The organism is Falsiruegeria mediterranea M17 (genome assembly GCF_900302455.1).
Taxonomy (GTDB): Bacteria; Pseudomonadota; Alphaproteobacteria; order Rhodobacterales; family Rhodobacteraceae; genus Falsiruegeria; species Falsiruegeria mediterranea.
Window position 1 is genome coordinate 1 of sequence record NZ_ONZG01000004.1, and the last position, 22,963, is coordinate 22,963.

16 protein-coding genes and 1 pseudogene are annotated in these 22,963 nt (G+C 54.1%); 6 read left to right on the plus strand and 11 right to left on the minus strand.

All coding sequences use genetic code 11. From position 1 onward, the window contains the following. The coding region (locus tag TRM7615_RS25740) for a hypothetical protein (protein WP_207775224.1) at positions 1-230 on the plus strand (230 nt) is incomplete at its 5' end. 76 nt (positions 231-306) lie between these two features. Here the strand turns inward: TRM7615_RS25740 and TRM7615_RS08505 are convergent. Then, positions 307-1,432: pseudogene (locus TRM7615_RS08505) on the minus strand (IS256 family transposase). 652 nt (positions 1,433-2,084) lie between these two features. Between TRM7615_RS08505 and TRM7615_RS08510 the strand changes: the two are divergent. Continuing rightward, positions 2,085-2,753: a hypothetical protein gene (locus TRM7615_RS08510; protein ID WP_108786502.1), complete on the plus strand. Its 669-nt coding sequence runs from the start codon at positions 2,085-2,087 to the stop codon at positions 2,751-2,753. A 122-nt stretch (positions 2,754-2,875) separates the two neighbouring features. Here TRM7615_RS08510 and TRM7615_RS08515 read toward each other — a convergent pair whose 3' ends face one another. From TRM7615_RS08515 to TRM7615_RS08555, 9 genes are all read right to left on the minus strand, one after another. Continuing rightward, complete coding sequence (locus tag TRM7615_RS08515) at positions 2,876-3,901, minus strand: pentapeptide repeat-containing protein (protein ID WP_108786503.1); 1,026 nt, start codon at positions 3,899-3,901, stop codon at positions 2,876-2,878. A gap of 28 nt (positions 3,902-3,929) precedes the next feature. Continuing rightward, entirely contained in the window at positions 3,930-7,847 is a 3,918-nt protein-coding gene (locus tag TRM7615_RS08520; protein WP_165821395.1) for a response regulator, read from the minus strand. A 13-nt stretch (positions 7,848-7,860) separates the two neighbouring features. Continuing rightward, the gene (locus tag TRM7615_RS08525; protein WP_108786505.1) at positions 7,861-8,802 is read right to left on the minus strand and encodes a type IV pili methyl-accepting chemotaxis transducer N-terminal domain-containing protein; all 942 of its coding nucleotides are present in this window, start codon (positions 8,800-8,802) and stop codon (positions 7,861-7,863) included. Beyond that, positions 8,799-10,046, minus strand: a complete 1,248-nt coding sequence (locus TRM7615_RS08530) for an ammonium transporter (protein WP_108786506.1) — start codon at positions 10,044-10,046, stop codon at positions 8,799-8,801. The genes TRM7615_RS08525 and TRM7615_RS08530 overlap by 4 nt, the downstream gene beginning before the upstream one ends. Positions 10,047-10,122: 76 nt before the next feature. Beyond that, a complete protein-coding gene (locus tag TRM7615_RS08535; protein WP_108786507.1) occupies positions 10,123-11,373 on the minus strand; it encodes an ammonium transporter in 1,251 nt (416 codons plus the stop codon). Positions 11,374-11,416: 43 nt separating this feature from the next. Next, a complete protein-coding gene (locus tag TRM7615_RS08540) occupies positions 11,417-11,782 on the minus strand; it encodes a response regulator (RefSeq protein WP_108786508.1) in 366 nt (121 codons plus the stop codon). A gap of 48 nt (positions 11,783-11,830) precedes the next feature. Next, positions 11,831-13,315 carry a response regulator gene (locus TRM7615_RS08545; RefSeq protein ID WP_165821396.1) on the minus strand — a complete coding sequence of 495 codons (1,485 nt, stop codon included), beginning with the start codon at positions 13,313-13,315 and terminating at the stop codon, positions 11,831-11,833. Between the two features lie 8 nt (positions 13,316-13,323). Beyond that, positions 13,324-15,060 (minus strand): hypothetical protein, encoded by a 1,737-nt coding sequence (locus TRM7615_RS08550; protein ID WP_108786510.1) that lies wholly within the window; start codon positions 15,058-15,060, stop codon positions 13,324-13,326. Further along, a complete protein-coding gene (locus tag TRM7615_RS08555) occupies positions 15,053-17,044 on the minus strand; it encodes a mechanosensitive ion channel domain-containing protein (RefSeq protein ID WP_108786511.1) in 1,992 nt (663 codons plus the stop codon). Before TRM7615_RS08555 ends, TRM7615_RS08550 begins: the two co-directional genes overlap by 8 nt. 136 nt (positions 17,045-17,180) lie before the next feature. On the opposite strand from TRM7615_RS08555, the gene TRM7615_RS08560 reads away from it, so the two are divergent. The 4 genes from TRM7615_RS08560 to TRM7615_RS08575 all read left to right on the plus strand — a co-directional run bounded on the left by TRM7615_RS08560 (position 17,181) and on the right by TRM7615_RS08575 (position 21,608). Continuing rightward, the gene (locus TRM7615_RS08560; RefSeq protein ID WP_093975868.1) at positions 17,181-17,405 is read left to right on the plus strand and encodes a hypothetical protein; all 225 of its coding nucleotides are present in this window, start codon (positions 17,181-17,183) and stop codon (positions 17,403-17,405) included. A gap of 86 nt (positions 17,406-17,491) precedes the next feature. After that, positions 17,492-18,523 carry a glutamine synthetase beta-grasp domain-containing protein gene (locus TRM7615_RS08565; protein WP_108786512.1) on the plus strand — a complete coding sequence of 344 codons (1,032 nt, stop codon included), beginning with the start codon at positions 17,492-17,494 and terminating at the stop codon, positions 18,521-18,523. A 149-nt stretch (positions 18,524-18,672) separates the two neighbouring features. Next, positions 18,673-19,254, plus strand: coding sequence for an MASE1 domain-containing protein (locus TRM7615_RS08570; protein ID WP_165821397.1), 582 nt, complete (start codon positions 18,673-18,675; stop codon positions 19,252-19,254). A 122-nt stretch (positions 19,255-19,376) separates the two neighbouring features. Then, the gene (locus TRM7615_RS08575) at positions 19,377-21,608 is read left to right on the plus strand and encodes a SulP family inorganic anion transporter (protein WP_108786514.1); all 2,232 of its coding nucleotides are present in this window, start codon (positions 19,377-19,379) and stop codon (positions 21,606-21,608) included. A gap of 671 nt (positions 21,609-22,279) precedes the next feature. Here TRM7615_RS08575 and TRM7615_RS08580 read toward each other — a convergent pair. After that, complete coding sequence (locus tag TRM7615_RS08580) at positions 22,280-22,912, minus strand: tyrosine-type recombinase/integrase (protein ID WP_108786515.1); 633 nt, start codon at positions 22,910-22,912, stop codon at positions 22,280-22,282. Positions 22,913-22,963: the final 51 nt, after the last annotated feature.

Below are 22,963 nucleotides of genomic sequence, written 5' to 3' on the forward strand. Positions count from 1 at the left end.
GAGAACTCGTAAAACAGTGCCGCCTGCGCTTCCTGCTTGGGTCCCATCATCGCCAATCCTCCCAATCAATAAGAGAATTGAATCAGCAGATCATGCCTCGATCAAGTATCAGTTTTTCAACAAAATCGGCTCTCAACGGTCATTCGCCGCGCAATGCATCAATGACCGCAATGCGGAGAACCAGCCGTTCGCTGCGCACACCTTGGATGTCTCAGTTGCGGACAAAGTGAGCCTTCGCTGCGTTTGGTCGATAGTGTCCCACGACGTGGTGTATGAACGCCGACCTTCGGTAAGGCCCGGATCTGATCAGGACGCTACTGCTGGCAACCTGACGTTGGGATTGTCGTTCACGCGCGCGAGGGTTTCAAGGCTCATGTATCGGCGCGCGACCGTCCATTCGTCGTTAGTCTCCAGCATGATCGCCCCGACGAGCCGGATGATGGCGTCATCGTTGGGGAAGATGCCGACGACGTCGGTGCGCCGCTTGATCTCCCGGTTCACGCGTTCCAGCGGGTTCGTCGAGGCGATCTGGGTCCAATGCTCGCGCGGGAAGTCCATGTAGGCAAGGACGTCGTCGCGCGAGGTGTCCATGAAGGTTCCGAGCTTGTCCTGTTTTTCGCGCAGCGCATCGGCGACGGTATCCCACTGGGCTTCGGCCTCGGCCTTGCTCTCCTGGGCGAAGATCGTCTTGAGCATCGCCGCCACTGCCGTGCGCTGCTTGGCCGGAGCATGCGCGAGGGCGTTGCGCATCCAGTGAACCCGACAGCGCTGGTGGGTCGCGTTGAAGACCCGGCGTGCGGCCGCGCGCAGCCCTTTGTGATCATCGGCGACGACGAGCTGCACGCCACGCAGACCGCGATCGGCCAGAGACCGCAGGAAGTCGGTCCAGAACGTCTCAGCCTCGGACGGACCGGTGGCGATGCCCAGAACCTCGCGCTTGCCATCCTCGTTGACTGCAACAGCCACTATCACGGCACGGCTCACAATCCGGCCACCATCGCGCACCTTCACGTAGGTCGCATCGAGCCAGAGATAGGGCCACGCGCCCTCCAACGGCCGCGACAGGAACGCATTCACGCGCTCGTCGATCTCGGCGCGGAGCCGACTGACCTGGCTTTTGGACATGCCGCCCGCTCCCATGACCTTGACCAGATCATCCACCGAACGTGTCGAGATGCCCTGAACATAGGCCTCCTGGATCACGGCCATCAGCGCTTTTTCGGCCGTCCGCCGGGGTTCGAGAAAGCTGGGGAAATAGCTGCCCTTGCGCAACTTCGGGATCTCCAGCGGGATCCGCCCCGCCCGGGTGTCCCAGTCCCGCGTACGATATCCGTTTCGCTGAACCTCCCGCAAATGCCAGCATCTCGCGCACAAGATCGCCATCAGCCTGCTGTTCAACCAGCTCAAGCAGTGCCATTCTCTCATCGGTCATCGTCATCTCCGTCGTTGGTTTCGAGTGTTGCAACCCGAACCTTTGCCGAAGATCGACGGTGGCCGCCAGCGTCACCACCGGCCGCGCGCTGCGCTACGCCGGGGGCTCCGCGCGCGGCCTCTTACACCACTTCAGGGAACACAGCCGTTTGGTCCAACGACCGCTTCATCCGCAGGAATTCAATTTTCGCGTCCGAGCAGCAACTGTTCGACCTCTTCGATACAAATTGATCTCCCACACCCTACGCTAGGCGCATGAGACTTGGAGATCACTCTCAGGCTTCCGCAAGGAAAACGGCGGCATGCGCGAAGGACGGGTTTTGGCGCGCTTTAGGTCCGCCACGACCGCGCCAAGCTAGCGCTTCTGCCAGCGCCAAACAGTAGGCTTCAAGGTCTTCGCTCGCAGCATGACTTCCTAGGTCTCATGACCGTCTGCCGTCGCAACACCAGCACGGCCCGCCAGGCGAACTCAAGCAGGGTATATCAGTCAGTGAACGAAGCCCGAAGCGCAACTCGCTCGCCAGGGTACAGATCCAGGCTGGTGTCAACGCCCTTTGTCTGCCGAAACTTGGATTTCGGTCCGCGGGTGGGAACCGCTTTCCCAGTGCGGAACACTGGCTCCCAGACCCGCCATGCGATAAGGCTGAGTCCACATGACGCTTTTCGAGCAGTTCAAGGAGGTTCACGAGCATATGAGAAGTGCTATTAGAATTGGCATCATACCGCAGCCAGCGCTCCCGAAACTACTTGAGCCCATGATTGAGGCCATATTCCGAGAGCAGTTCAGGAAGCTGTGCTCGCTTCTTGGAGAGAAAAACTTAACACTCATCAGCTCGATAGATGACAAGTTCAGTGAAGCAGCCTGTATCTCCGCAATTGAAGAGGGAATGAAGCTTGAACTTCAACCCCTCAAGGCACTGGAGCACACCAAGGAAAAAGACGCCGAAATTTCCAAAAAAATTCACTCCATTCTCAAAAAACAGGTGAGCACACTGACAATAGAAAATCGAATAGAGGAGACCGAAGTTATAGAGATTTCCGATATAATTATAATTGGATTCGATGAAACCGACACTTCTCAATCGCAAAGATTTGATCGCACTAAGAAAACTCTCTTTGGATTTGAAGCAGCTTGTCAACCTACTGATAAGTTATGCATTGAGTTAAATGTACCACAGCAATGGACACCGGACGCAGACGGCAACGTATATTTCGAGTACATCACGCGAGTTCCTGGGAGCTTGAAGATGCGATCCACAGTCGAGATCCCAGAAAAATTGGTCCAAAAATGGAAATTTGACATCTCCGGGATCCAACACTAGGGACGGAAGTTAGGTAACGCTGGTAATTTCGCTGAGCTCAAAAGAAAAAATTCAAAGAGTATCCGCTTATCTATTTCAGCAGTGGATTACCAGAGCCCCCAAAGGGCTACCAATTTCTTAGTCTAGCTTCGCCGGGCAATAGTATTTGCGATAATGGAAAGAAGCAGACCGAGAGTAAAATAGCCTAGTACAACCTCACTAATGACGAGAATTTCTCCATAGACGTTTTCAGCTGTTACATCGCCATATCCCAGCGTCGTATATGTAACCAACGAGACGTAGAAGGGTGTAAACCAGCTTTGCGCCGAGTTGGAATAATCCATCATTCCCCACCCTAGCCACATATCAAACGAATAAATGATCCCGTACAGCGTTGCGAGAAATAGCGCGTAAGCTCCCACTTTTAGAAGGCTGCGGCCGTGATCAAATAGTCCCCAAGCCTTGAACAAAATTTGCTCAGCCGACTTCGCAAAACTGGCAGGCATATTTGAAATAGATGCTTCCAAGGTGTCTATGTAGTCCTGATCCCTAGCATCTCGTACAAAAAGCGCGTTGCCGTAAACAGAGTCTATGCCGCGAATTCCAAGGTAGCGGCCGCTCATATCTTTTAAATTGCCGTAGACGACACCGGTCACATTGGCCCCTTCAACCCTTGCTGTGCAGAGTGATGCCCGCGAGATATTGGCGTTCACCAGGCAGGTATCACGAAGGTCGGCGTTTGTTAGGTTTGCTTCACGGAGGTCAGCGCCAGTCAGATCTGCCCCGGCAAAATTTGCTCCGCGCAGATCCGCGCCAGAAAGATCAGCCTCTGTCAAGTCGGCGTTCTGAAGGTTTGCCGTAGTGAGTGTAGTACCGGTCAGACTAGCCTTGTATAGTCCAGCATGAGACAGGTCCGCCCCTGAAAGCTCCGCGCGATCCATCTTGGCGTGCTTCAAGTTTGCAGATGACAGCTGGGCTTCGAAAAGGTCGGTGCCGGTGAGATCAAATCCTGAAAGGTTGCGTTCCGATAGGTCCGCCTCGGAAAGGTCGGCCTCGGCGAAGACCGCCGAAGTATCAGGGTAACTTGAGAGGAAAAGCTCCCAGTCCGTCACTTCACCGTTAAGTGCCTGTAATGCCTCATCAAGCCCCGGAGCCTGTTTACCAGCCATTTCTTTCAAATCAAGAATCCCTCACGCTCTACCGATGAACCAGCGAGCGTATTTCTTCCAAAACGCCCTCCACATCTCCGCCAGACTTTTGCACGACATCGCTAACACTGGTCTGAAGGCGCTTGCGGTCTTCGGTGTTCAGTTCCATCGCTGTAACAATAATTATTGGAGTGTTGGCTGATGGATGGTCGCTCGATCTGAGCCTTTCCAGAAACGCAAAACCGTCCATCACTGGCATCATGAGATCAAGAAGGATTAGTTCGAATTCATGCTGTTCTGTTTTCCCAAGCGCAATCTTTCCGTTCTCCGCTTCATCGACCTCCCAGCCGTCGCCTTGAAGCGTGCGCACCATGGTTTCGCGCGCAGCCGGATCATCTTCAACGACAAGTGCCGTCTTTTGACCGCCTGACGCATACTTTTTGACAAGGCCCGATAGCTTGCCTCGGTCAACCGGTTTTTGAAGAGATTCGACGGCGCCAAGCGAATAGCTCATGGCCTTGTCTCCAACCATAGAAATCATGACAACGGGAATATCTTTCAGTTTATTGTCAGCCTTTAGTCGGCGGAGGACTGTCCAGCCGTCCATTCCGGGCATCATCACATCCAGTGTTATGAGGGCAGGCAAATGTTCCGTGGCGAGTGCCAGACCTTCAACTCCGGATTTGGCCAATATCACCGAACAGCCCTCCGCTTCCAGACGCTTCTTCAGAAGCTCCCGGGCCGAAGCCTCATCATCAATGACGAGGACCGATTTTTGAGTAGAGGTATCCTTGATTGGCGCAGCTGACGTGGGTGTCGCATCCTCGTCCGATAAAGAGGGCTCCGACGTGGAGCCCGAAATGCGCGCTTCCTCTTCAAGCCCTTCATGCTTCTTGTGAGCTTTCTTTGGCAATGTGACGATAAAACTTGAACCCTGCCCAACAGTACTTTCGAGGTGGATGCTTCCACCCATCATTTCGCAGAATCTCTTAACGAGGGCGAGCCCTAGGCCGGTTCCACCATAATCGCGTGTGGTAGATTCATCCGCTTGAGAGAATTCGGCGAATACATGCTCAATCTTGTCTTCAGGGATGCCGATCCCGGTATCGGTGACAGCAAACTGAATTGCGGGTTCATTTGATATGGAGGCCGCATTGGCAGAAAGAGTAATCTTTCCTTCCTTGGTGAACTTCGCCGCGTTGGAGATTAAATTGAAAAGAATCTGGCGGACTTTCGTTACATCGCTGTGCATGGAGCCTAGTTGGTGATCGACATCCAGAACGAGCTCATTAGCGTTCTTTTCGATTAGGCTAAGTGCTGTGCTAGCAACTTCTTCTGCAATGTCCTCGACGGCGAAGTCTTCAAGGAACAGATCCATTTTTCCAGCTTCGACCTTCGAGAGGTCCAGCACGTCGTTAATTAGGGACAGAAGATGCTTACCAGCATTGGTAATCTTGTTCAGATCCCCGAGCATGTCTTCCAGCCCGTCATCTTCAGCATCCTCCGCCAACATCTCTGAGTATCCAATGATCGCGTTCATCGGTGTGCGAAGTTCATGGCTCATATTTGCAAGGAATGCGCTCTTTGCTTCATTCGCCCGTTCAGCCTGCTCGCGCGCCTGCTCGGCTTGTCGTTCCAGTTCCAAGCGTTCCGTTATGTCCTCGACGAGCCCGATATAGAAGATTTCATCTCCGACTTGAACTTCCTCAACCCGCGCCTCCAGTTTGAATACCGATCCATCTTTTCGAACGGCGTTGACGATCCGACTTTGACCAACGACCGTTGACGACGCACCTTGAATACGGCGTTCAAGATAAAGGTCGTGCTCAACGGCGACGTGTGTTTCCATCAAGATCTTGATGTTCTTTCCAAGAACGTCTGACGCGTAGTAACCAAAAATTTGCTCAGCAGCTGAGCTGAATGTCTCAATTGTTCCCTTTCTGTCAATCGAAAGGATACCAATGGGACTCGCTTCAATAATCTTCGATATTCTCTGCTCACTAAACGCGAGATCGCCTTGAATCTTCTTTAGGTTTTCGTTCTGTGCAACGAGCTCAGCTTCGTTCCGCTTGATCGTTGTGATATCGGTAACGACCCCGACGAGTCCTCCTCCGCTGATTGGCGTTGTTCTAATCTCAATCGTCCGGCCGGCCGTTGTATTGAGGACAGTGTTTGATGAGTGGCCCTCAGTGAGAGCTTCCAAACGAGCCCGGATTAGCTGTTCAGTATCGCCAAGCCCATAGTCACCGTTTTCTGCGTGCCAACGGATGACCTCTTCTTCTGGCTGCCCCGGTTCGACCAGCCGTGGTGGCAGAGCAAGCATCTCGGTGTAGCGCTCATTTACCAGGACGTAATTCATGTCGGCATCGAGCATGTAGATGCCGTTCGACATCTTCGACAACGCAAGCTGAAGCTGAGCCGATGCCTCGTTTAGTTCGGTCGTCCGTGCAGCCACGGTTGTTTCCAACATCGACTTTTGGTTTTCAACTTCCTCAAGCGAATGAACGATCGATAGGCGTAAGGCTTCGAAATTCTGCGCAAGCTCGCCAATCTCGTCGCTTGTCTGCACCTTGATCGGCTCATCCAATTCACCAGCAGTTAGTTTCGCTGCGCTGCCAGACAGCAGTCTAAGAGGTCGCGTAAGCGAAATTGAAAAGAGGTATGACGCGTAAATTGCGATCGCAAGAACTATGGAGGCGACCAAGATCAGTCGGTCGATCAGTTGATCTGCATCGCGCAGGGCTTCTTCGCGGTCGATCTCGCTCATGATGACCCAGTCTAGCCCCGACAGCTCAAGCGGGCGATATGAGGACAAGACTTCGACATTTCTGTAGTCGGGGAAGATCTCTGTTCCTGTGCGTCCTGAGAGAGCTGCCTGCGTTCCAATGGTGTCGACCTCTTGCAAGCCAACGGAACTGTTCGTCCGTTCGATCTGGTCTATGATGGAGCTTGGGAGGCCAACTTCACCGACCAATTTCAGATACTCTTCACGATCTTCGATCAGGAAGCGGGACTGATTGCGCAACAGCTTGTCGCGGCCGACGATATAGGCTTCGCCGGAATCACCCAACCCAACGTCGCTCCATGATTGGTTGGAGGTCATGATCGCGTTGATCCCGCTCAGAGGAAGTTGCACGGCAAGGACCCCAATCGGATTTGGTCCATCATACACGGGCAAGGCGGCAAATGCGGCTGGTGCGTTGAATGAAGGGATATAGGGTTCGAAGTCGGCGAAAATGACCTGATCTGGATTTGCAGCCAAGGCAGTCGTGACTGCCCGGGCGAGGTTTGTGTTTGAATGCGGGCCATCGAATACGCTGGTTCCGAAATCAATTTCCCGCTCAACGGAGTAAACGATGCGTCCATCGTTAGGTTCGATTAGAAATACATCATAAAAACCGAAGCGATCTTGAAATTCCCTCAGTGACTGTTCCAGCTCTGAAACGGCTGCCCCATATTGTGTCTCGAACTGAACTTGATTCACTAGTTGAGGATCAAAAATGTATCGATTTTGAAGAAAGATCGTCAGGGGATCCTGTGGCAACAAGCCTTCAATGATGGCGTCGTCGGCGCGGGTTCCTGTTTCCGCCTCATACCGTGCACGAAAGTCCTCAAGATAGAATTGATCTAGAGCATCCTGATACTCTGGCGTCACAAGATCTTCGGAGGCTTGCAGATAAACGATCCCTCGCCGAAGTTGTTGAAGATTTTCTTTCAACGGTGCGCTTTCCGCAACAAACTTGAGCTCATTCTCGACTTGTGAGAAATAGCTTTCAATTTGCTGTGCCTTAAGTTCGCGAACGGCTGTCAGTCTTTCGAACGCCGCACGCTTCAGGGCTTCGTTTGACGAGTATCCAGCCAAGACGGCCGCGATACAGACAGCAGCCATCGATATGACGATGCTAATTGCCGCCAGCTTGGTTCCGATCGTCAATCCCAGTTTTGGGGTTTGCCTTTCAGTCGTCATATCTGGGTTCCCTTCATTCGGCGGCCTCTTCATAGAGCAGGACGACTTCGTTCATTCTCGTGAGAAGTTCTTCTGCTCTTTCGTTGACATGCAGGATATCTTCTACGGACCCATCTTCTGTGATCCGCAGGGTCGTCGAGATACGCTCCCTAAGCGCCGCCCAGTCACCTTGAAGTGAGTTGAGACGTTCGATGATAGGCCGTGATTTTGAGTCCCGGAGCGCGCCTGGTGTCACGCGGTTCAGAATGTTTAACGATATGTTGAACCTGTTCATGGTTCTGAAGAGTTCTTCGCGGGTGTCCCAAGAGGCCGACACGCTGCGAGACAGGCACAGCAGCAAAACCAGTCTTTGAGTAAACATTCGTTGTCGACCGGAGATATTAATGAGCATCTCCATCTGTTCGGATAGCTCTGCGCTTTTGTAGACCCTCTCGATCAGGTTGACTGCGGCATCCATTTCCGCAAGCGCAGGACCGTTGAGGTCCGAAATCGCCTGAAGATGCTCTTGCTCGACGCGTCGGCCCTCGATCGCATCACGGATCGTCTGGCCATACGGGGCGAAGGCATTGTTCGCTCGTGTCAGCGCACTCAAAACCGAGGCATTAGTTTCCGGCTCAAGTCCGAGCTCGTCGTCTCCGTCCTTCAACCCAGCTTCGGTTGTCTGATGCAGCGCCAGTGTCTCTGCAGCGGCCGCAAGAAGTGGGGCTGGATCGGGGTTTTGATAGGCAAGACAAACAAACTTTCCAGCTCGCTGGATCAGCATCCGCTGGCGGCCTGACAAGTTGATTCTGCGAGGCCCATCAGAATGCTCTGCTTGCGCGAGCAGATCCGTCGGATGTACCAAAAGCATCGAGGCAAAGGCCCCCCCGCCCTTGAGCAGCGCCCGGCGTTTGAAGAGCTTCGGGAAAGCCTCCATTCCACCGTATCCCGTTTTGTTGACAAAGTTCTTGTTCATGGCCGTGTTCCAACGGGCGTTGATATTGAAGCTTGCAGTTCACTCTCCTGATGAATCCCAAGCTCTGAGATATTGAGTCCGGCGAATTCATCCTCTTCACTCACCCTGAACCGGAAGACCGCGTTGCCAGCCGAAAAGACCAGAAAGGCCATACCGAAGGTCCAGATGCCGTAGACAAGCACGCCCAGACCCTGAACACCGATCTGTTCGAGGCGGCTCAGGCCTGTGCCAAGGGTTTCGAGATCGCCGTAAAGGCCGGTTGCCAGTGTGCCCCATATCCCGGCCCCCAGGTGCACAGGGATTGCCCCGACCGCATCGTCGATCCTGAGGGCCTCGAGGATCTGGCTGACAAAGACGACAATCATGCCACCAACCAAGCCAATCAGGGCAGCGGACCCTGTCGAGACGGCGAAACAATTCGCGGTAACGGCGACAAGCCCGCCCAGTGCGCCATTGATGAACTGATCGACGTCGAGCCGCTGGTTTACCGCATAGCGCAGACCTCCGGCCGAAATGGCACCGACGCACCCCCCGACGACTGTGTTGATCAGGATCGAAGGCACAGTGTCATCCAGCACCAAGGTGCTGCCACCGTTGAAGCCGAGCCAGCCGATGAAGAGAAGAAGAGCGCCAAGCGTGGCGGTCGGCATGTTCGACGGGGTGATGGTCTGTGCGCCCGAGCCGTCATCAAAGCGCCCCAAGCGCGGGCCGATAATCAAGACAAGCGCTAGACCGGCCCAGCCGCCAACGCTGTGAACCACCGTCGACCCGGCAAAATCCACAAACCCCAAATCCGCAAGCCAGCCTGACGTCTCGAGCGAACGGTTGGCCCAACTCCAGTGCCCTGCAATGGGGTAGAGCAGCCCTGACACGAAAACGGCGACGAAGAGATAGGCCCCGAACCTCATACGCTCGGCGACGATCCCAGAGAGAATCGTGACCGATGTCACACACAACATCACCTGAAACAGGAAGAAGACAGCGAGTGACGGGGTTGCTTTGGCAAAGTCGAGTGCGAACAGATCCAACCCGATCCATCCCTGATAACTCAGGCCATACATCAGTCCGAAGCCCACGAGCCAGAATGCCAGGGCCGAGACACAGAAATCGCAGAAGTTTTTGATCGCGACGTTGATATTGTTCTTCGAACGGGTCATCCCGCTCTCAAGGCAAAGAAAGCCCGCTTGCATCAAGAACAATAGGGAACTGGCGATGATCACCCAAAAAAGATCAATGTTCTGCATCAACCGACCCTCCGCCGGAAGAAGCGGTGGCTTTGCAGTTGCCCTTCAGTCGCGACATATCGAGCGTGCAGAAGTTTCATACGGCACTCTCCAATGAATGTCCTTCTGCAGTCGTCATCTCACTTTCGTGCTGCATCCCATGTTCCGAGATATTGAGCCCGGCGATCTCTTCCTCTTCACTCACCCTGAACCGGAAGACTGCGTTGCCAGCCGAGAAGATCAGAAAGGCAATACCGAAGGTCCAGATGCCGTAGACAAGGACACCGAGCCCCTGAACCCCAACCTGTTCTAGGCGACTCAGCCCCGTGCCGAGGGTCTCAAGATCCCCGTAGAAGCCAGTCGCCATTGTGCCCCAAATCCCGGCCCCCAGGTGCACGGGGATTGCTCCGACGGCGTCATCGATCTTCAACGCCTCAAGCATCTGGCTGACAAAGACAACAATCATACCACCAACCAGGCCGATCAAGGCAGCGGACCCTGTCGAGACGGCGAAACAATTCGCGGTAACGGCGACAAGCCCGCCCAGTGCGCCATTGATGAACTGATCGACGTCGAGCCGCTGGTTTACCGCATAGCGCAGACCTCCGGCCGAAATGGCACCGACGCACCCCCCGACGACTGTGTTGATCAGGATCGAAGGCACAGTGTCATCCAGCACCAAGGTGCTGCCACCGTTGAAGCCGAGCCAGCCGATGAAGAGAAGAAGAGCGCCAAGCGTGGCGGTCGGCATGTTCGACGGGGTGATGGTCTGTGCGCCCGAGCCGTCATCAAAGCGCCCCAAGCGCGGGCCGATAATCAAGACAAGCGCTAGACCGGCCCAGCCGCCAACGCTGTGGACCACCGTCGACCCGGCAAAATCCACAAACCCCAAATCCGCAAGCCAACCTGATCCGCCAGCGCCGTCAAGGCCGGCCCAACTCCAATGGCCCGCAATGGGATAGAGAAGCCCCGATACGATCACCGCGACAAAGAGATAGGCCCCGAACTTCATGCGCTCTGCGACGATCCCAGAGAGGATCGTGACCGCGGCCCCGCAAAACATCACTTGGAACAGGAAGAAAACAGCAAGAGACGGGGACGCCTTCGCAAAGTCGATAGCGAACAGGTCGGATCCGATCCATCCCTGATAACTCAGCCCGAACATCAGCCCGAAGCCCAGAGCCCAGAACACCAGCGTGGACAGACAGAAATCTGCGAGGTTCTTGATCGCGACGTTGATGCTATTTTTTGAGCGGGTCATCCCGCTCTCTAGGCACAGGAAACCACCCTGCATCAGGAAGACCAGCGCACTGGCAAAAATGACCCAGAGCAGATCAATGTTCGCCATCAAACGAACTCCCAGAGCTTGCGGATATGAGTACCGAGCATCATCAGGCGTTCAGCCACCCTTCAATCTTTTCAAGAAGTCGCTTTATGTCGACTGGCTTGGTGTCATAGTCATCGCAGCCAGCGCCCAGGGCCTTGTCGCGATCACCCGCCATCGCATGTGCCGTCAGCGCGATAATCGGTATGCTCTTTGTCTGGTCGCTGTCTTTGAGGTGCCGGGCCGCGTCCCAGCCGTCCATCACCGGAAGGCTCATATCGAGCAAAATTATGTCGGGGCTTTCCTCTGCGGCCATTTCGACACCGCGCTGGCCGTCAAACGCCATCACGACGTCGTAGCCCTTCTTCTTGAGCCTGCGAGACAGCATGTCTCGGTTCATCTCATTGTCTTCAACCAGAAGAATTTTTGCCATTTTGTCTTCCCTTCCTTTTCTTCCTTACCGGATCCTCGGTACGCAGACTCAGGCTGCGTCTGTTTGCACCGATGCATCCTGTGCCAGTCGAGCTTCAACGAGTTTTCGCAGATGCATCTCGAGCATCGTGTCGAGCTGTTCCTCGGTTTGAAACATGTGAAATGCGCCGATATAAGAACCGTCATCGCCAATCAGCCAGCGATCGAGATACTGGCTGAGCTTGTCGATCTGATCGAGCCTATCGAGAACAACCTCACGATCCTCGAGCGACAAGGTCGGTGCCCCCTGCTTTCGGTAGAGAAGCATCTCTGGAGAGCCCTGCTGCTTGAAACCGCCTAAGGCGTCCTCGAATTCGAACGCCGTACCAGACTCGTATCGCGTCCCGTCGGGTCTGAGGATCGTATCGGGTAGAGGCGAGCCGATGCGAGACCAAAGAATACCAACGTAGATCTCCGTTTCATGCGGTGGGTGGATTTGAGCCTGGAAAGTTTCAGAAGCCAGCATGGGCTCCTCTTCCCAGAGGATTGGGATCAGATAGGCACGCCCGAAGAACTCCTCGTTGAGACGCCCGATAACGGATTTGGCGACGCGTCGTTCGGGAATGACGTCGCCGGGTGAAGAGATAAAAATCCGAAATTGCTTTGAGATGTTCTGACGCAGACGAACCTTTTCAAGACATGCACTGATCCGCGCTTGAAGCAAGATCGGATTGAACGGCTTGAAAATGTAGTCTTCGGCACCCTGAAGGATACAGTCGACCATCATTTCAATGTCGTCTGACGCAGATAGCATGATCACCGGGATCGTGCGCAGGCGAGAAGACGCCTTCATTCGCTGCAGGGTCTCAAGGCCAGACAGGCCGGGCATCATGTAGTCAAGCAGGACAAGGTCAAATCGATCGGTTTCGAGGATGGCAAGGGCCTCCTCTCCGCTGGACACCGTCCGCGCCGAGTATCCCATGCGTTTGACCCGCCGTCTCAACAGCTCGCGGTTTGACGGGTCGTCGTCTACCAGCAAAAGCTCGCCTCCTTGACCGATTTGACTGTTGATTATCGAAATGTCTTGTTGCGGAGAGCGTTTGCCTTCTTTCTTCGGAGCTGTTTTTTTGTTGGTGTTTTTCTCGAGCAAACGTTGCGGGATGGCATCTACGAGACTTAGCGCCGCTCGCCCCGCTTCGGCGATATTTTCCAGGTCAGATATGAACTCAGCTTCGTCGAGGTCTGTCGCCTCCTCGAAGATCATTTCCGAATAGCCGTTTATGTGGTTGAGTTGCATTCGAAACTGAAACTGAGCGTCACCAACATTGACCTCTTCAGGCGAGGCCGTCGAAGCGCCCAGGAAATCTTCTATGAGGGCAAGCATTTTGTGGCCCGCATTCTGGATCGCTTGCAGGTCTCCCGAGAAAGTCTTCAGAAGGTCAGGTGGCAGATCTTCCTCGATCATTTCGGCATAGCCGAGAATATGGCCAACGGGCGTGCGAAGATCGTGGCGCAACTTTGAAAGCTGCGCTTTGAAATCATTGATATCTGCCACTTCCTCAGTCATCCGGCAGACGGCGGTTCGTGTTCACGGTGGTACCGGTGTGTGCTCCACTGGACCACGTCCATGAGCGAACGTTCGGCCAAATCAGTGATCACATCCTGAGCGTGGATAGGATCAGAAATCGCCTCGAGACGCCGTTCAGCGATTTCGAACAACTCTCCCTGGTTTGCGTACTGCCAAAGCAACTCACGTATTGCCATTTTCGTTTGGTAGATTTCCCAAACGGCAAGCCAAAGCGGCAAGAGGCCCATGAGAAAAACCACAAGGGTCTTGCCATCGAGGTCGCCAATATGGAAACCGTAGAGTGACTTCTTGAAGAAAAGCAGCGAGAGGGCACCGAGAAAAGCCGCAAGAAACAGATACTTCTTTACTGTTTCAAGACGCTCGTGCTCAGCATGCAATTGGTGATGCTTTCGGGAAAAATAAGCCGCTTGATCTTTGACCCATCTTTCGGAAACTACAGCAATTCTGTCCTTTGCATTCACGGTGCTCTCGTATGTCAATGGTTCTGTGCACCGGATTGCATCGCCAATCCATCCGAAGCCCTTGAAACGCTCGATACCAGTCAGTTGCAAGAGGCGCCGTGTCTGGCCTGTTGCACCACCTCCGGACAAGACAAGGAAGAAGCGGATGCGGAGTGCCTCGGCCAACGCGCGGAAAGCGAGGTGACGTCCAAACCACCCGCGCCTTGAGCCGATGGCGAAAATTAAGAAACCTCCTGCGAAGAGAGCCAAATAAGCGATGAGAAATAGCTTCAGTGCGGCAATCTTCGCATAGAGCAGAAATGTCAGACCCATCAGGGCTGCCATAAGCCCAAAGAGCTTAAAGAGACGATCCGATTGACGCTGATTTGCGAGGGCAAGTTGATCCGCACGTACGAAATCCACGTCGATCGACGAGGCGACCTCTGATATCTTGACATCATCAGGTGCAGAGATCGGATAGGCGGTCAGATTGGCGCCGATTTCTGTGTCCCTTTCGATGGCATACTGGTCAAACTCGCTCCAGCGATCCAATACGAAATCAGGGATTTGCGGCAGGCGACAGATAAGGCCGGTAGCACCCGCCTGTACCAGATAGCTTGTCTGCACGTCGCCCTGCCCAACTTCGCTCGCCTGCCTAGGTGCTTTGATCCAAATCGCGAGATCGGATCGATCATCGGCCAACTCAGCGTCACCGACCGCTTCGAGTTTGCGGGCCTGCCGTGCCTGCGGCTCAGAACCAGAGAGGTAGCGAACGACAACGTCGGACGATCCACCAGTAAGCCCCGTCACCTCTCCATCCCAAAGCGCGACAAGGACGTTTGAACGCCTAACAAGGTAGTCCATCAGCCGCGCGTAAAGGGCATCACGAGCCGGGCCCTCTTTGCAGTCGCCCTCCCCGGTCCCGTGAGGGAGTGGTAACTCCTGCACTTTGACGCGTGCGTCATCCAAAAGTCTGATTAGGTCGGAATGGGCTTCACCCTCAAAGTCAGCCTCGTAGAGCGCGCGGGGCATCGGCAGAACCGCGCGCACGGGCAATCCGATCTCAAGTGCGACCTCGGTGGCGAGCGTATCGGCGCCCTGAGCCAATCCAGTGACAAGCTCAACCGGAAGGGCTTCAAACCGATCCCGCATAGCCTCCAGCTCATTTTTTAGCGCCGCGCGTATGTCGGCAACAGCTCCAGGATGAATGTCACGGTGCCCTGTAAGACCAATGGTGAAGACAAACCCTGATTTTGCCACTCCGTCACTCATTCTGCTCTCCCTCGATTTCCTGCGCCCATTGGGGCACATCCCGCCCGAGCTGTTTCGAGATATCTACTATAGCCTCGCGTTCTGCCTGGATCGGCGTTCCGTGAACGCCCGTCATGCCAACGGCAATCGCGTGAGCGATTTGTGGTCCGCCCTTCATCTCGCTTGCCCGGTCTAGCATGGCGAAAGCCTGACCTTCCCGTGCCAATACGTCATCACGGGCTGCATATTCGCGAAACAAATCAAGCCCATGGTCAATGCTCACGTGTCTGAGTAAGTCAGCCTCCGCCATGGCACGTCGAAGAAATTGTTCCTCATCCTCATCAACATCGCCCCGGCAAGCAGCGATGATGGCAGCGCCTGCCATTGTCGATTTCAGAATATCTTCATGGCGCACCTTAGATGACAGAAGGCTCATGAAGTGATGCAATCCCGGACGTTCCAGCAATTCTCCCACGTTCTGTCTTAGCTCTTCAGAAAGCTTGCGGCGTTCTTCAGCATGCAGAGCTGCCAGAAGCTCTTTGTGGGCGACTTTTGCATCTTTTTCGCGTTGCTGAGCGCGAGCAGCGAGATCATCCTGGAGTTTGCCGTGGATTTCAGGATGATCGGATATCAACTTTCGGACGGCCTCGTCAGGAATATGAGCAACCACTGAGTATTGTTCAGCCTGTGCGAGGTAGTTTCTGGGCACCGACTCCAGGAAACTTTGCAAGCCAAAGATCTGGCCTTCCTGACAGTTTTCGACTTTGATTTCGTGCAAATCTTCTTCGTCTATGGGCTGATAAAGCGCCACATTCCCGCTAAGGACGAAATAGAGCCCATCTGACGGCTCTCCCGGCTCATAGAAGCAAGCCGGTGGATTGAGCGACAGGACCCTGGTGGAATTGGCCAGCTGGGAGAGATCTTTCTCAGTGCACTCCGCAAAGAGTCCCGATTTCGCAAGCTGTTCGGCGACCTTGTCCTTCCCGAAATCAGCTGCACCGGTCTGGTCGAGTTTCTCCCACTCGTCGCCAGTACCCAGCCAATGTCTGTTGATCGCGATGCGCAGCCGATGCTTCCTCATCGCACTCCAGATGGCCATGACCATCTCGTTCTGTGCATCCCACCAATGGTCGTCGTCATCGAAGTGCCACCGAACCCTCACTTCAATCCCCTCACTAGTATACCCGAGCATATTGAAGTCGGGTTTCGGGTCGCGGCGAACGAACCTTGAATTCTCAAGCTCCCTTGCGATTGCGCGGATGGCCAGTTCCGGAGGAGATGACAGTTCCAAAGTGAAAGTCAGGAAGTACCGAAACCGACTGGTGGGTTCGCTGAAGTTCAGAATGGTTCGGTCAGCGACGCCACTGTTGGGAAAGATGTAGAGCGAGTTGGTATGCGGGTTTTTGACCGAAATCGAACGCCAGTTGATCTCATGGACTTGACCATACACTCCGTCGATCTCGACATAGTCACCGATACGCAAGGCCTGGGTGGCGTTGAGAGCAACGCCGGAAAAGACCTCCTTCAGTGTCGATTGCGCGGCAAAGCCCAGCACCAGAGCCGCTACGCCCGAGGTTGCCAGCAAACCTCCGATTGGCTCGTCGTACACAAAGTGCATCACCAGCAAGATGGCTGCAAGGTAGATGGCAACCCCAACGCTTCCCGTGACAATGACCGGGACCTTCCGCTCGCCATGATCAGAGAGCAGTCCATCCCAAAGGACGACGCGAACTACACTGTTCAACAGAAAGGCAACACCGATGGCCGTCGCAGCAAGAACGGCTCTCTCCATAGGCGCGACAAGAGAGTCTGCTCCGAGGAAGCGAAGCCCGGGACCGATCGTGAAATCGAGGACCACCAGAAGGCCAATGAGTTCTGCCGACGCCCGGATGCGGTGAACCCGCCCGGACACATAGACAGTCGCGATGCGGACCAACAACAGGGCCGCGCATGCCAGAAGGCCGAACAGGCCCAAGGCTGGTATAACCTGCTGTAAAGCTTCCATTTTTAAGCCCCCCCTCCCAAATATATTGATTATTGAATATTAGTATGTAACGGTTTCGTGAACAGAGTCAAACTGCCGAAGGCTTTCGCGGAGAGCGGGCAGGTCGACTGAACACAACACAGAAAAGGAGAAGGGTTTGGTTTTCAACTGGGATGACGAGGCCGAAACCAAGGCCGGCTATACCGCAGCAATCGAAGCGGTGCTTGGCCTGGCCGCTCAAAAGATGCCGGTCACGGAGAAGGCTGTCGAGGAGTGGCTTGATGTGTCGCTGAGCGGCATTGACGAACATAAGCACATCCGCCGTCATGCGATGGCAGTCGCGATGCGGATGATCCGTGGGCCGATGCATCCCCCAAACTAGGGAACCGTGGCCTGAGGGCTGGACATGGTGCGCCACTGTCCGGATGGCCCGGCGCACAAACGCACAACAAGAAGAAGGAGAAAATCATGGGAAACGCTCGTCTCGACTACATCTGGCTGGACGGCTACGATATTGCAAACATCCGGACAAAGGCACAAATCCACCCGGATAGCTCGTATAACGGGTCTGTCGAAGACACCCCGAAATGGGGCTTCGATGGCAGTTCGACGCAGCAGGCCGAGGGCCATGATTCCGACTGCATCCTGCAGCCGGTTCGCGTCTATCCAAACCCCTTCAGACAAAACGCCTATCTCGTTTTGTGCGAAGTTTTTCATAGGGATGGACGCCCCCACGAGACCAACACGCGAAATCTGATCGATCGGGACTCCGAAGCCGAATTCTGGTTTGGATTTGAGCAGGAATACATACTGATGACCTCGAATGGCCGTCCTGTCGGCTTTCCGGACGGCGGTTTTCCTGAGCCCCAGGGCCCCTATTATTGCGCCGTCGGAGCGCACCGCGTCGAAGCAAGGGAATTGGTCGATGAACACTGGGACGCTTGCCTTGCCGCCGACCTCGGGGTGACCGGGATCAACGCCGAGGTCATGCTGGGTCAGTGGGAATTTCAGTGTTTTGGCAAGGGCGCCCTTCGCGCGGCCGACGACCTGATTGTAGCAAGATTCCTCCTTCAACTCATCACCGAGAAGTACGATCTGATTGCGACCCTCGATCCGAAACCGATCTCCGGGGATTGGAACGGCTCGGGCATGCACTCGAACTTTTCGTATGACTACCTGCGCGATGTTGGCGGACAAGACTATATCGAAGCGCTCTGTGAAGGCTTCCGGCCGTTCCACCAGGATCACATCGATGTTTATGGTGCCGGAAACGAACGAAGATTGACTGGATCTCATGAAACGGCCTCTATCGATCAGTTCAGTTTTGGGGCATCGAACCGAGGTGCATCAATCCGCATCCCGCTTTACACTACGACACATGACTGGAAAGGGTATCTTGAGGACCGGCGTCCGGCGTCTGATGCTGACCCATATCTCGTCGTAGACCGCATTATGCGTACGGTCAAAGTGGCTCATGAGGCAGCGCTAAAAGCAGTCTAGCTCGAGGGAGCGGTCTGTAGGATGGCGAGGATCGAGATTTAGAAGACGATCTTCGCAGGCGGGAGGAAGCGGCACGTTCCTGAACGTGCAGCTTCCTAGCTCCGGGAATGGGAACGCTCACCGGTAACCTGAGAAAGAGGGATCGGCATTTGCCCACTAACGAAACTCAGAAGAAAGGCTTGCCAATAGGCCCAAAGTTTTTTGGTATTTTCGTTTTGTACTTCTTTGTTAGTTGGGCTCTGGGCATACTCAGCCTGACACTGGCGGCTAATTACGACGGTGTTGCGATCATCTGGTTGCCTGCCGGTTCTGCTCTTGTTGCGCTGGTCTTTATAGATATGCGGCTTTGGCCAAGCATTGCTTTGGCAGTATTGGCTTCTAACCTGTATTACGGATCAGGCATCCAAGCCGCCGTTGGAATTGGAGTCGGGAGCACTTTGGGCGCGATCATAGCTGCATTGGCCCTGCGAACTCTCGGCCCTTGGGGGGAGTTCTCAATCTTTTACAAAGCCCTTAAGCTGGGCACCTTCGGAGCAGCAATCAGCGCAGCCATTAGCGCCACAATTGGTGTCGCATCTCTTTATCTCGCTGGATTTATGCCGATTTCAGAATTCGCAATAAATTGGGGTCGGTGGGTACTGGGAGATTCAGTCGGGATCTTCTTGTTTAGCTCGTTTGTCCTGATTTATTGCATGCTATGGGGGCATGAAAGCAACGACGCTGAGCCGTGACGCAACGCTATTCACCTGGCTTCTCGAAAAGATTGACACGCTATTTCGATTGCAAGCCACAAGCCTAAGAAACAGCGCTCCTGTAATAGGTCAACGATAAAGCTGAGTAGGAAGTAGGATTTATGCAGACAGGCTGGAAACAGGAGTTGAAGGAAAACTTGCGTGGCGCCGTTGTTGTCCCAAGTATCACCGCCGGACTGGTTGCGGGTGTTCTGACTGTCACCTTCATGTTTTCCTACTCGGCCGTGATATTTACCGGCGAGCTCTCCGGTTACGTTCCACGAGCGACAGGGCAACTTCTGTTTGGCGGTGTTGTCATTGCGCTCGTCCTCGGGCTCTTCAGCGAACTTCGCGGCGTTGTGGCTTTGCCGCAAGACAACCCAACGGCAATCATCGCTGTCATGATTGCAACTCTATCCCAACTTCCCGGGAGCGCTCTCTCACCTGAGATACTGTTTGCCCAGGCAGTCGTAATAATGGTGGTGTCGACTGCTCTTTCAGGCGTGATCTTCTACCTCGTCGGCCGGTGGCGGCTAGCGGCATTTGTTCAGCTGATACCATATCCAGTTATCGCTGGTTTTTTAGCGGCAACGGGGTGGTTGCTTTTCAAGGGCTCCTTCAGCGTAATGGCGGATCAAGCGTTTGATTTCACCCAACTCACTGCGCTCGGCGAAGTGATGCATCTCTGGCTGCCCGGAGCCGTATTCGCTCTCATTACATTGTTCGTGTCCCTCAAATACTCCAATGTTTTCATCATGCCTGGGCTCATCTTAAGCGCGGTGGCACTCTTTCATATAACTCTGTTTCTAAGTGGCGCTTCAAGCCAGGAAGCCATTGCCCATGGCTGGTTGCTGCAACCATTTGGAGAGGGCGCATTGTGGCAGCCAGTACCTCTTTCCACCTTCCTTGCAGCCGATTGGACATTGTTTGTGGCAGAATTCACCGGGCTGGCCACTATTCTTTCGATCGCGCTCATCTCGGTACTTCTGAACCTCACAGCGCTCGAGTCAGCCTTTAACCGTGACATAGATGTCCATCGCGAGATGCGCTTGGCTGGTATTGCAAACCTTCTTGCTGCGCCCGGCGGAAGCCTTGTGGGATATCATTATGTTAGCCTCTCTACTCTTGGGCGTCGGATGCGAGGAGGTAGTCGGCTCGTTGGGGTCGTAGTCGCAGTGTTCTGCCTTCTTACGATGACAGTCGGAGCTGGTGCTCTGTCAGTATTCCCAAAATTTGTGCTTGGCGGCTTGGTAATGTTCATCGGACTGGGCTTCCTTTATGATTGGGTGGTCAAAAGCTGGTCCAGTCTCGGGCGCGGTGACGTTGCGATAATCTTTGCGATCCTCTTTGTTGTCGAGTTTATCGGGTTTCTGGAGGGTGTTGCGACCGGTGTGGCCGCGGCTGTTGTGTTGTTCGTAGTCAGCTACAGCAAGATAAACGTTGTTCGCTTGGTGATGGATGGAAATGATTTCTCGAGCAACGTCGATCGCCCGGATGACCACCGAAAGGCCTTGTCCTCCGAGGGACAGAAGATTCTATATCTCAAACTCCATGGTTTCATCTTCTTTGCATCCTCAATCAAACTTTACGAGGAAGTGGTAGAAGCCCTGACAAGAGAATCTGGCCCGCCTGAGTTTGTCATCCTTGATTTTCAGCTAGTGTCTGGTTTGGACACTTCTGCTGTTCACGGTTTGGTCAAAATCAAGAAAAAGGCGCTGGAGGTCGGAACGCAACTCGCCTTGGCTCACGTCCCCGCAGAAATCGATCAACAATTGCATGAGGAAGAGTTCCTTGATGGTGACGCTGTTATCGAGCCAATCTTTAAGGATGCAGACTGCGCCCTGGAATGGTGCGAAGATTTCCTTCTCAGAACGGCTGGCGTTGATCCAAGCCCAAAAGCTTTGCCGATTGATGATAGGTTGATTGAGGTTTTTAAGGCCAAGGCTGTTGTTCAAAAGTTCCGAAGTTACTTGGAAACGACTGAATTCTCTCAGGGCGACGTAGTTTCACAACCCGGCATTAAGCAGCGTTTGCTGCACTTCATCGAGCAAGGGACCGTTTCCATCTATCTCGATGAATTGGATGGCGAAAAGCATAGAATAAGAAGCGCGGGCCCTGGTTCGATGGTCGGCGTCGCCAGCTTTTTTAGGCAAGGAAACGTGGGGACGCTTGCGGTAGGCATAGCGGACAGCAAAGGAACCGCTCATGTTTTGACAGATGTCGCATTCGAACGCATGAAGTCCGAAGATCCGGAAGTGGCCCTGAAGTTCCAGACGTACGCGCTCGAATACGTTTCAGATCGGTTGGCAAGCAACTTGCGAACGCTTGCTTTGGTCCTTCGCCTCGAAGAATAATATAGCAGCCGGGAATTTTACTCTGCCTAATTTGACCGACTCGTGGATAAGCAATTATTTTGCTGTGTTTAGGCTCAGAGGCGCCATTGATTTCCGGCTTGCAGCGTGGTTCATCTCGCGGAAAACGAGCGGCGATAATGCGTAACGTCATCGCATTCAGTATAGATTTAGGGGTTGGAACAACGGGGGATTTCTGGTTCATCGAAGCTCCTTTGGAGCGAAGATGAAAGGAACTCGGAATACCGAATGATGTCGCTGACAAGCTGATCAGGAGCACCAAGCGAAAGACCGTAGAACCGCCAAGGGTCATCTCAACCACGGTCTCCTCGTCAAGGCCCGCTCGCTTGTGGCCCTAGTCCACACCCTCCTCATCCATTGCGCGGACCCGACCGTGACAAGGCCTTACGTGACGAAGCGCGAGATCACGACCTCGAAAGGTAAACATGAGTTGCAAAATGAATCTTGCAAGTCACTGAAGTATAACCCATTTTTCCACAAATCATCACAGCATGGATTCTACAGCATGGCTGGACGGCAGGTTAACATTTGAGTCCAGACTTTGGTGCTCTTCGCAGCATTCGGTAAAAAGGGCTCAGTCCTGCCGCCTACTGCAGGATGTACGAAGGCCTGGTCTGGATTGGCGAACGGCAATAGCCGCCCGCCAACGTCGTTCAGATGTCTATTCGTTCAGCGATGCTTAGCGCATCTTCCAACTCAACGCCCAGATAACGCACTGTGCTATCGACCTTGGTGTGGCCCAACAAAAGTTGCACGGCGCGAAGGTTGCCCGTCTTGCGGTAAATCTCCGCAGCTTTGGTTCGACGCATCGAGTGGGTCCCGTATCCGCTGGGTTCCAGGCCAATTGCTGTCACCCAGTCACGAACAAGTCGACCGTATTGACGTGTTGAGATATGCGGGCGGTCATGGAAACGGCTTGGGAACATAAACCGGCACCCGATCATTCCAGGTGATCTTACCCACGCAATGACTGTTTCCCTCGTGTTTTCAGTCAGTTCGAACTGAACGGGTTTCTTGGTTTTGCTCTGAATTATTGAAACCCGCTCGCGAACGCGGTCATCTTTGACCAGATCCGCCACGGCGAGTTTGACCAGATCACACCCGCGCAGCTTGCTATCGATTGCAACGTTGAACAGTGCAAGATCGCGTAGATAGCCTGCAAGTTCGAGCCGGGCACGAATGGCCCAAACCTGTTTCGGAAGCAGAGGTCGTTTCTGACCGATGATCCGTCCTTTGTTCCATGCTTTGCGTTTTAGGGTGACTGCGGGAAGTTGGACTCTTGGCATAATATGCCCTCCAATCCTCCCTCCTAACCCAGACATCAGCACCGCGCTGAC

Bases quoted from the DNA above. Each gene is read 5' to 3' on its own strand.
- TRM7615_RS08510 (WP_108786502.1), top strand. From the start codon at position 2,085: ATGACGCTTTTCGAGCAGTTCAAGGAGGTTCACGAGCATATGAGAAGT.
- TRM7615_RS08515 (WP_108786503.1), bottom strand. From the start codon at position 3,901: ATGGCTGGTAAACAGGCTCCGGGGCTTGATGAGGCATTACAGGCACTT.
- TRM7615_RS08520 (WP_165821395.1), bottom strand. From the start codon at position 7,847: ATGACGACTGAAAGGCAAACCCCAAAACTGGGATTGACGATCGGAACC.
- TRM7615_RS08525 (WP_108786505.1), bottom strand. From the start codon at position 8,802: ATGAACAAGAACTTTGTCAACAAAACGGGATACGGTGGAATGGAGGCT.
- TRM7615_RS08530 (WP_108786506.1), bottom strand. From the start codon at position 10,046: ATGCAGAACATTGATCTTTTTTGGGTGATCATCGCCAGTTCCCTATTG.
- TRM7615_RS08535 (WP_108786507.1), bottom strand. From the start codon at position 11,373: ATGGCGAACATTGATCTGCTCTGGGTCATTTTTGCCAGTGCGCTGGTC.
- TRM7615_RS08540 (WP_108786508.1), bottom strand. From the start codon at position 11,782: ATGGCAAAAATTCTTCTGGTTGAAGACAATGAGATGAACCGAGACATG.
- TRM7615_RS08550 (WP_108786510.1), bottom strand. From the start codon at position 15,060: ATGAGTGACGGAGTGGCAAAATCAGGGTTTGTCTTCACCATTGGTCTT.
- TRM7615_RS08555 (WP_108786511.1), bottom strand. From the start codon at position 17,044: ATGGAAGCTTTACAGCAGGTTATACCAGCCTTGGGCCTGTTCGGCCTT.
- TRM7615_RS08565 (WP_108786512.1), top strand. From the start codon at position 17,492: ATGGGAAACGCTCGTCTCGACTACATCTGGCTGGACGGCTACGATATT.
- TRM7615_RS08575 (WP_108786514.1), top strand. From the start codon at position 19,377: ATGCAGACAGGCTGGAAACAGGAGTTGAAGGAAAACTTGCGTGGCGCC.
- TRM7615_RS08580 (WP_108786515.1), bottom strand. From the start codon at position 22,912: ATGCCAAGAGTCCAACTTCCCGCAGTCACCCTAAAACGCAAAGCATGG.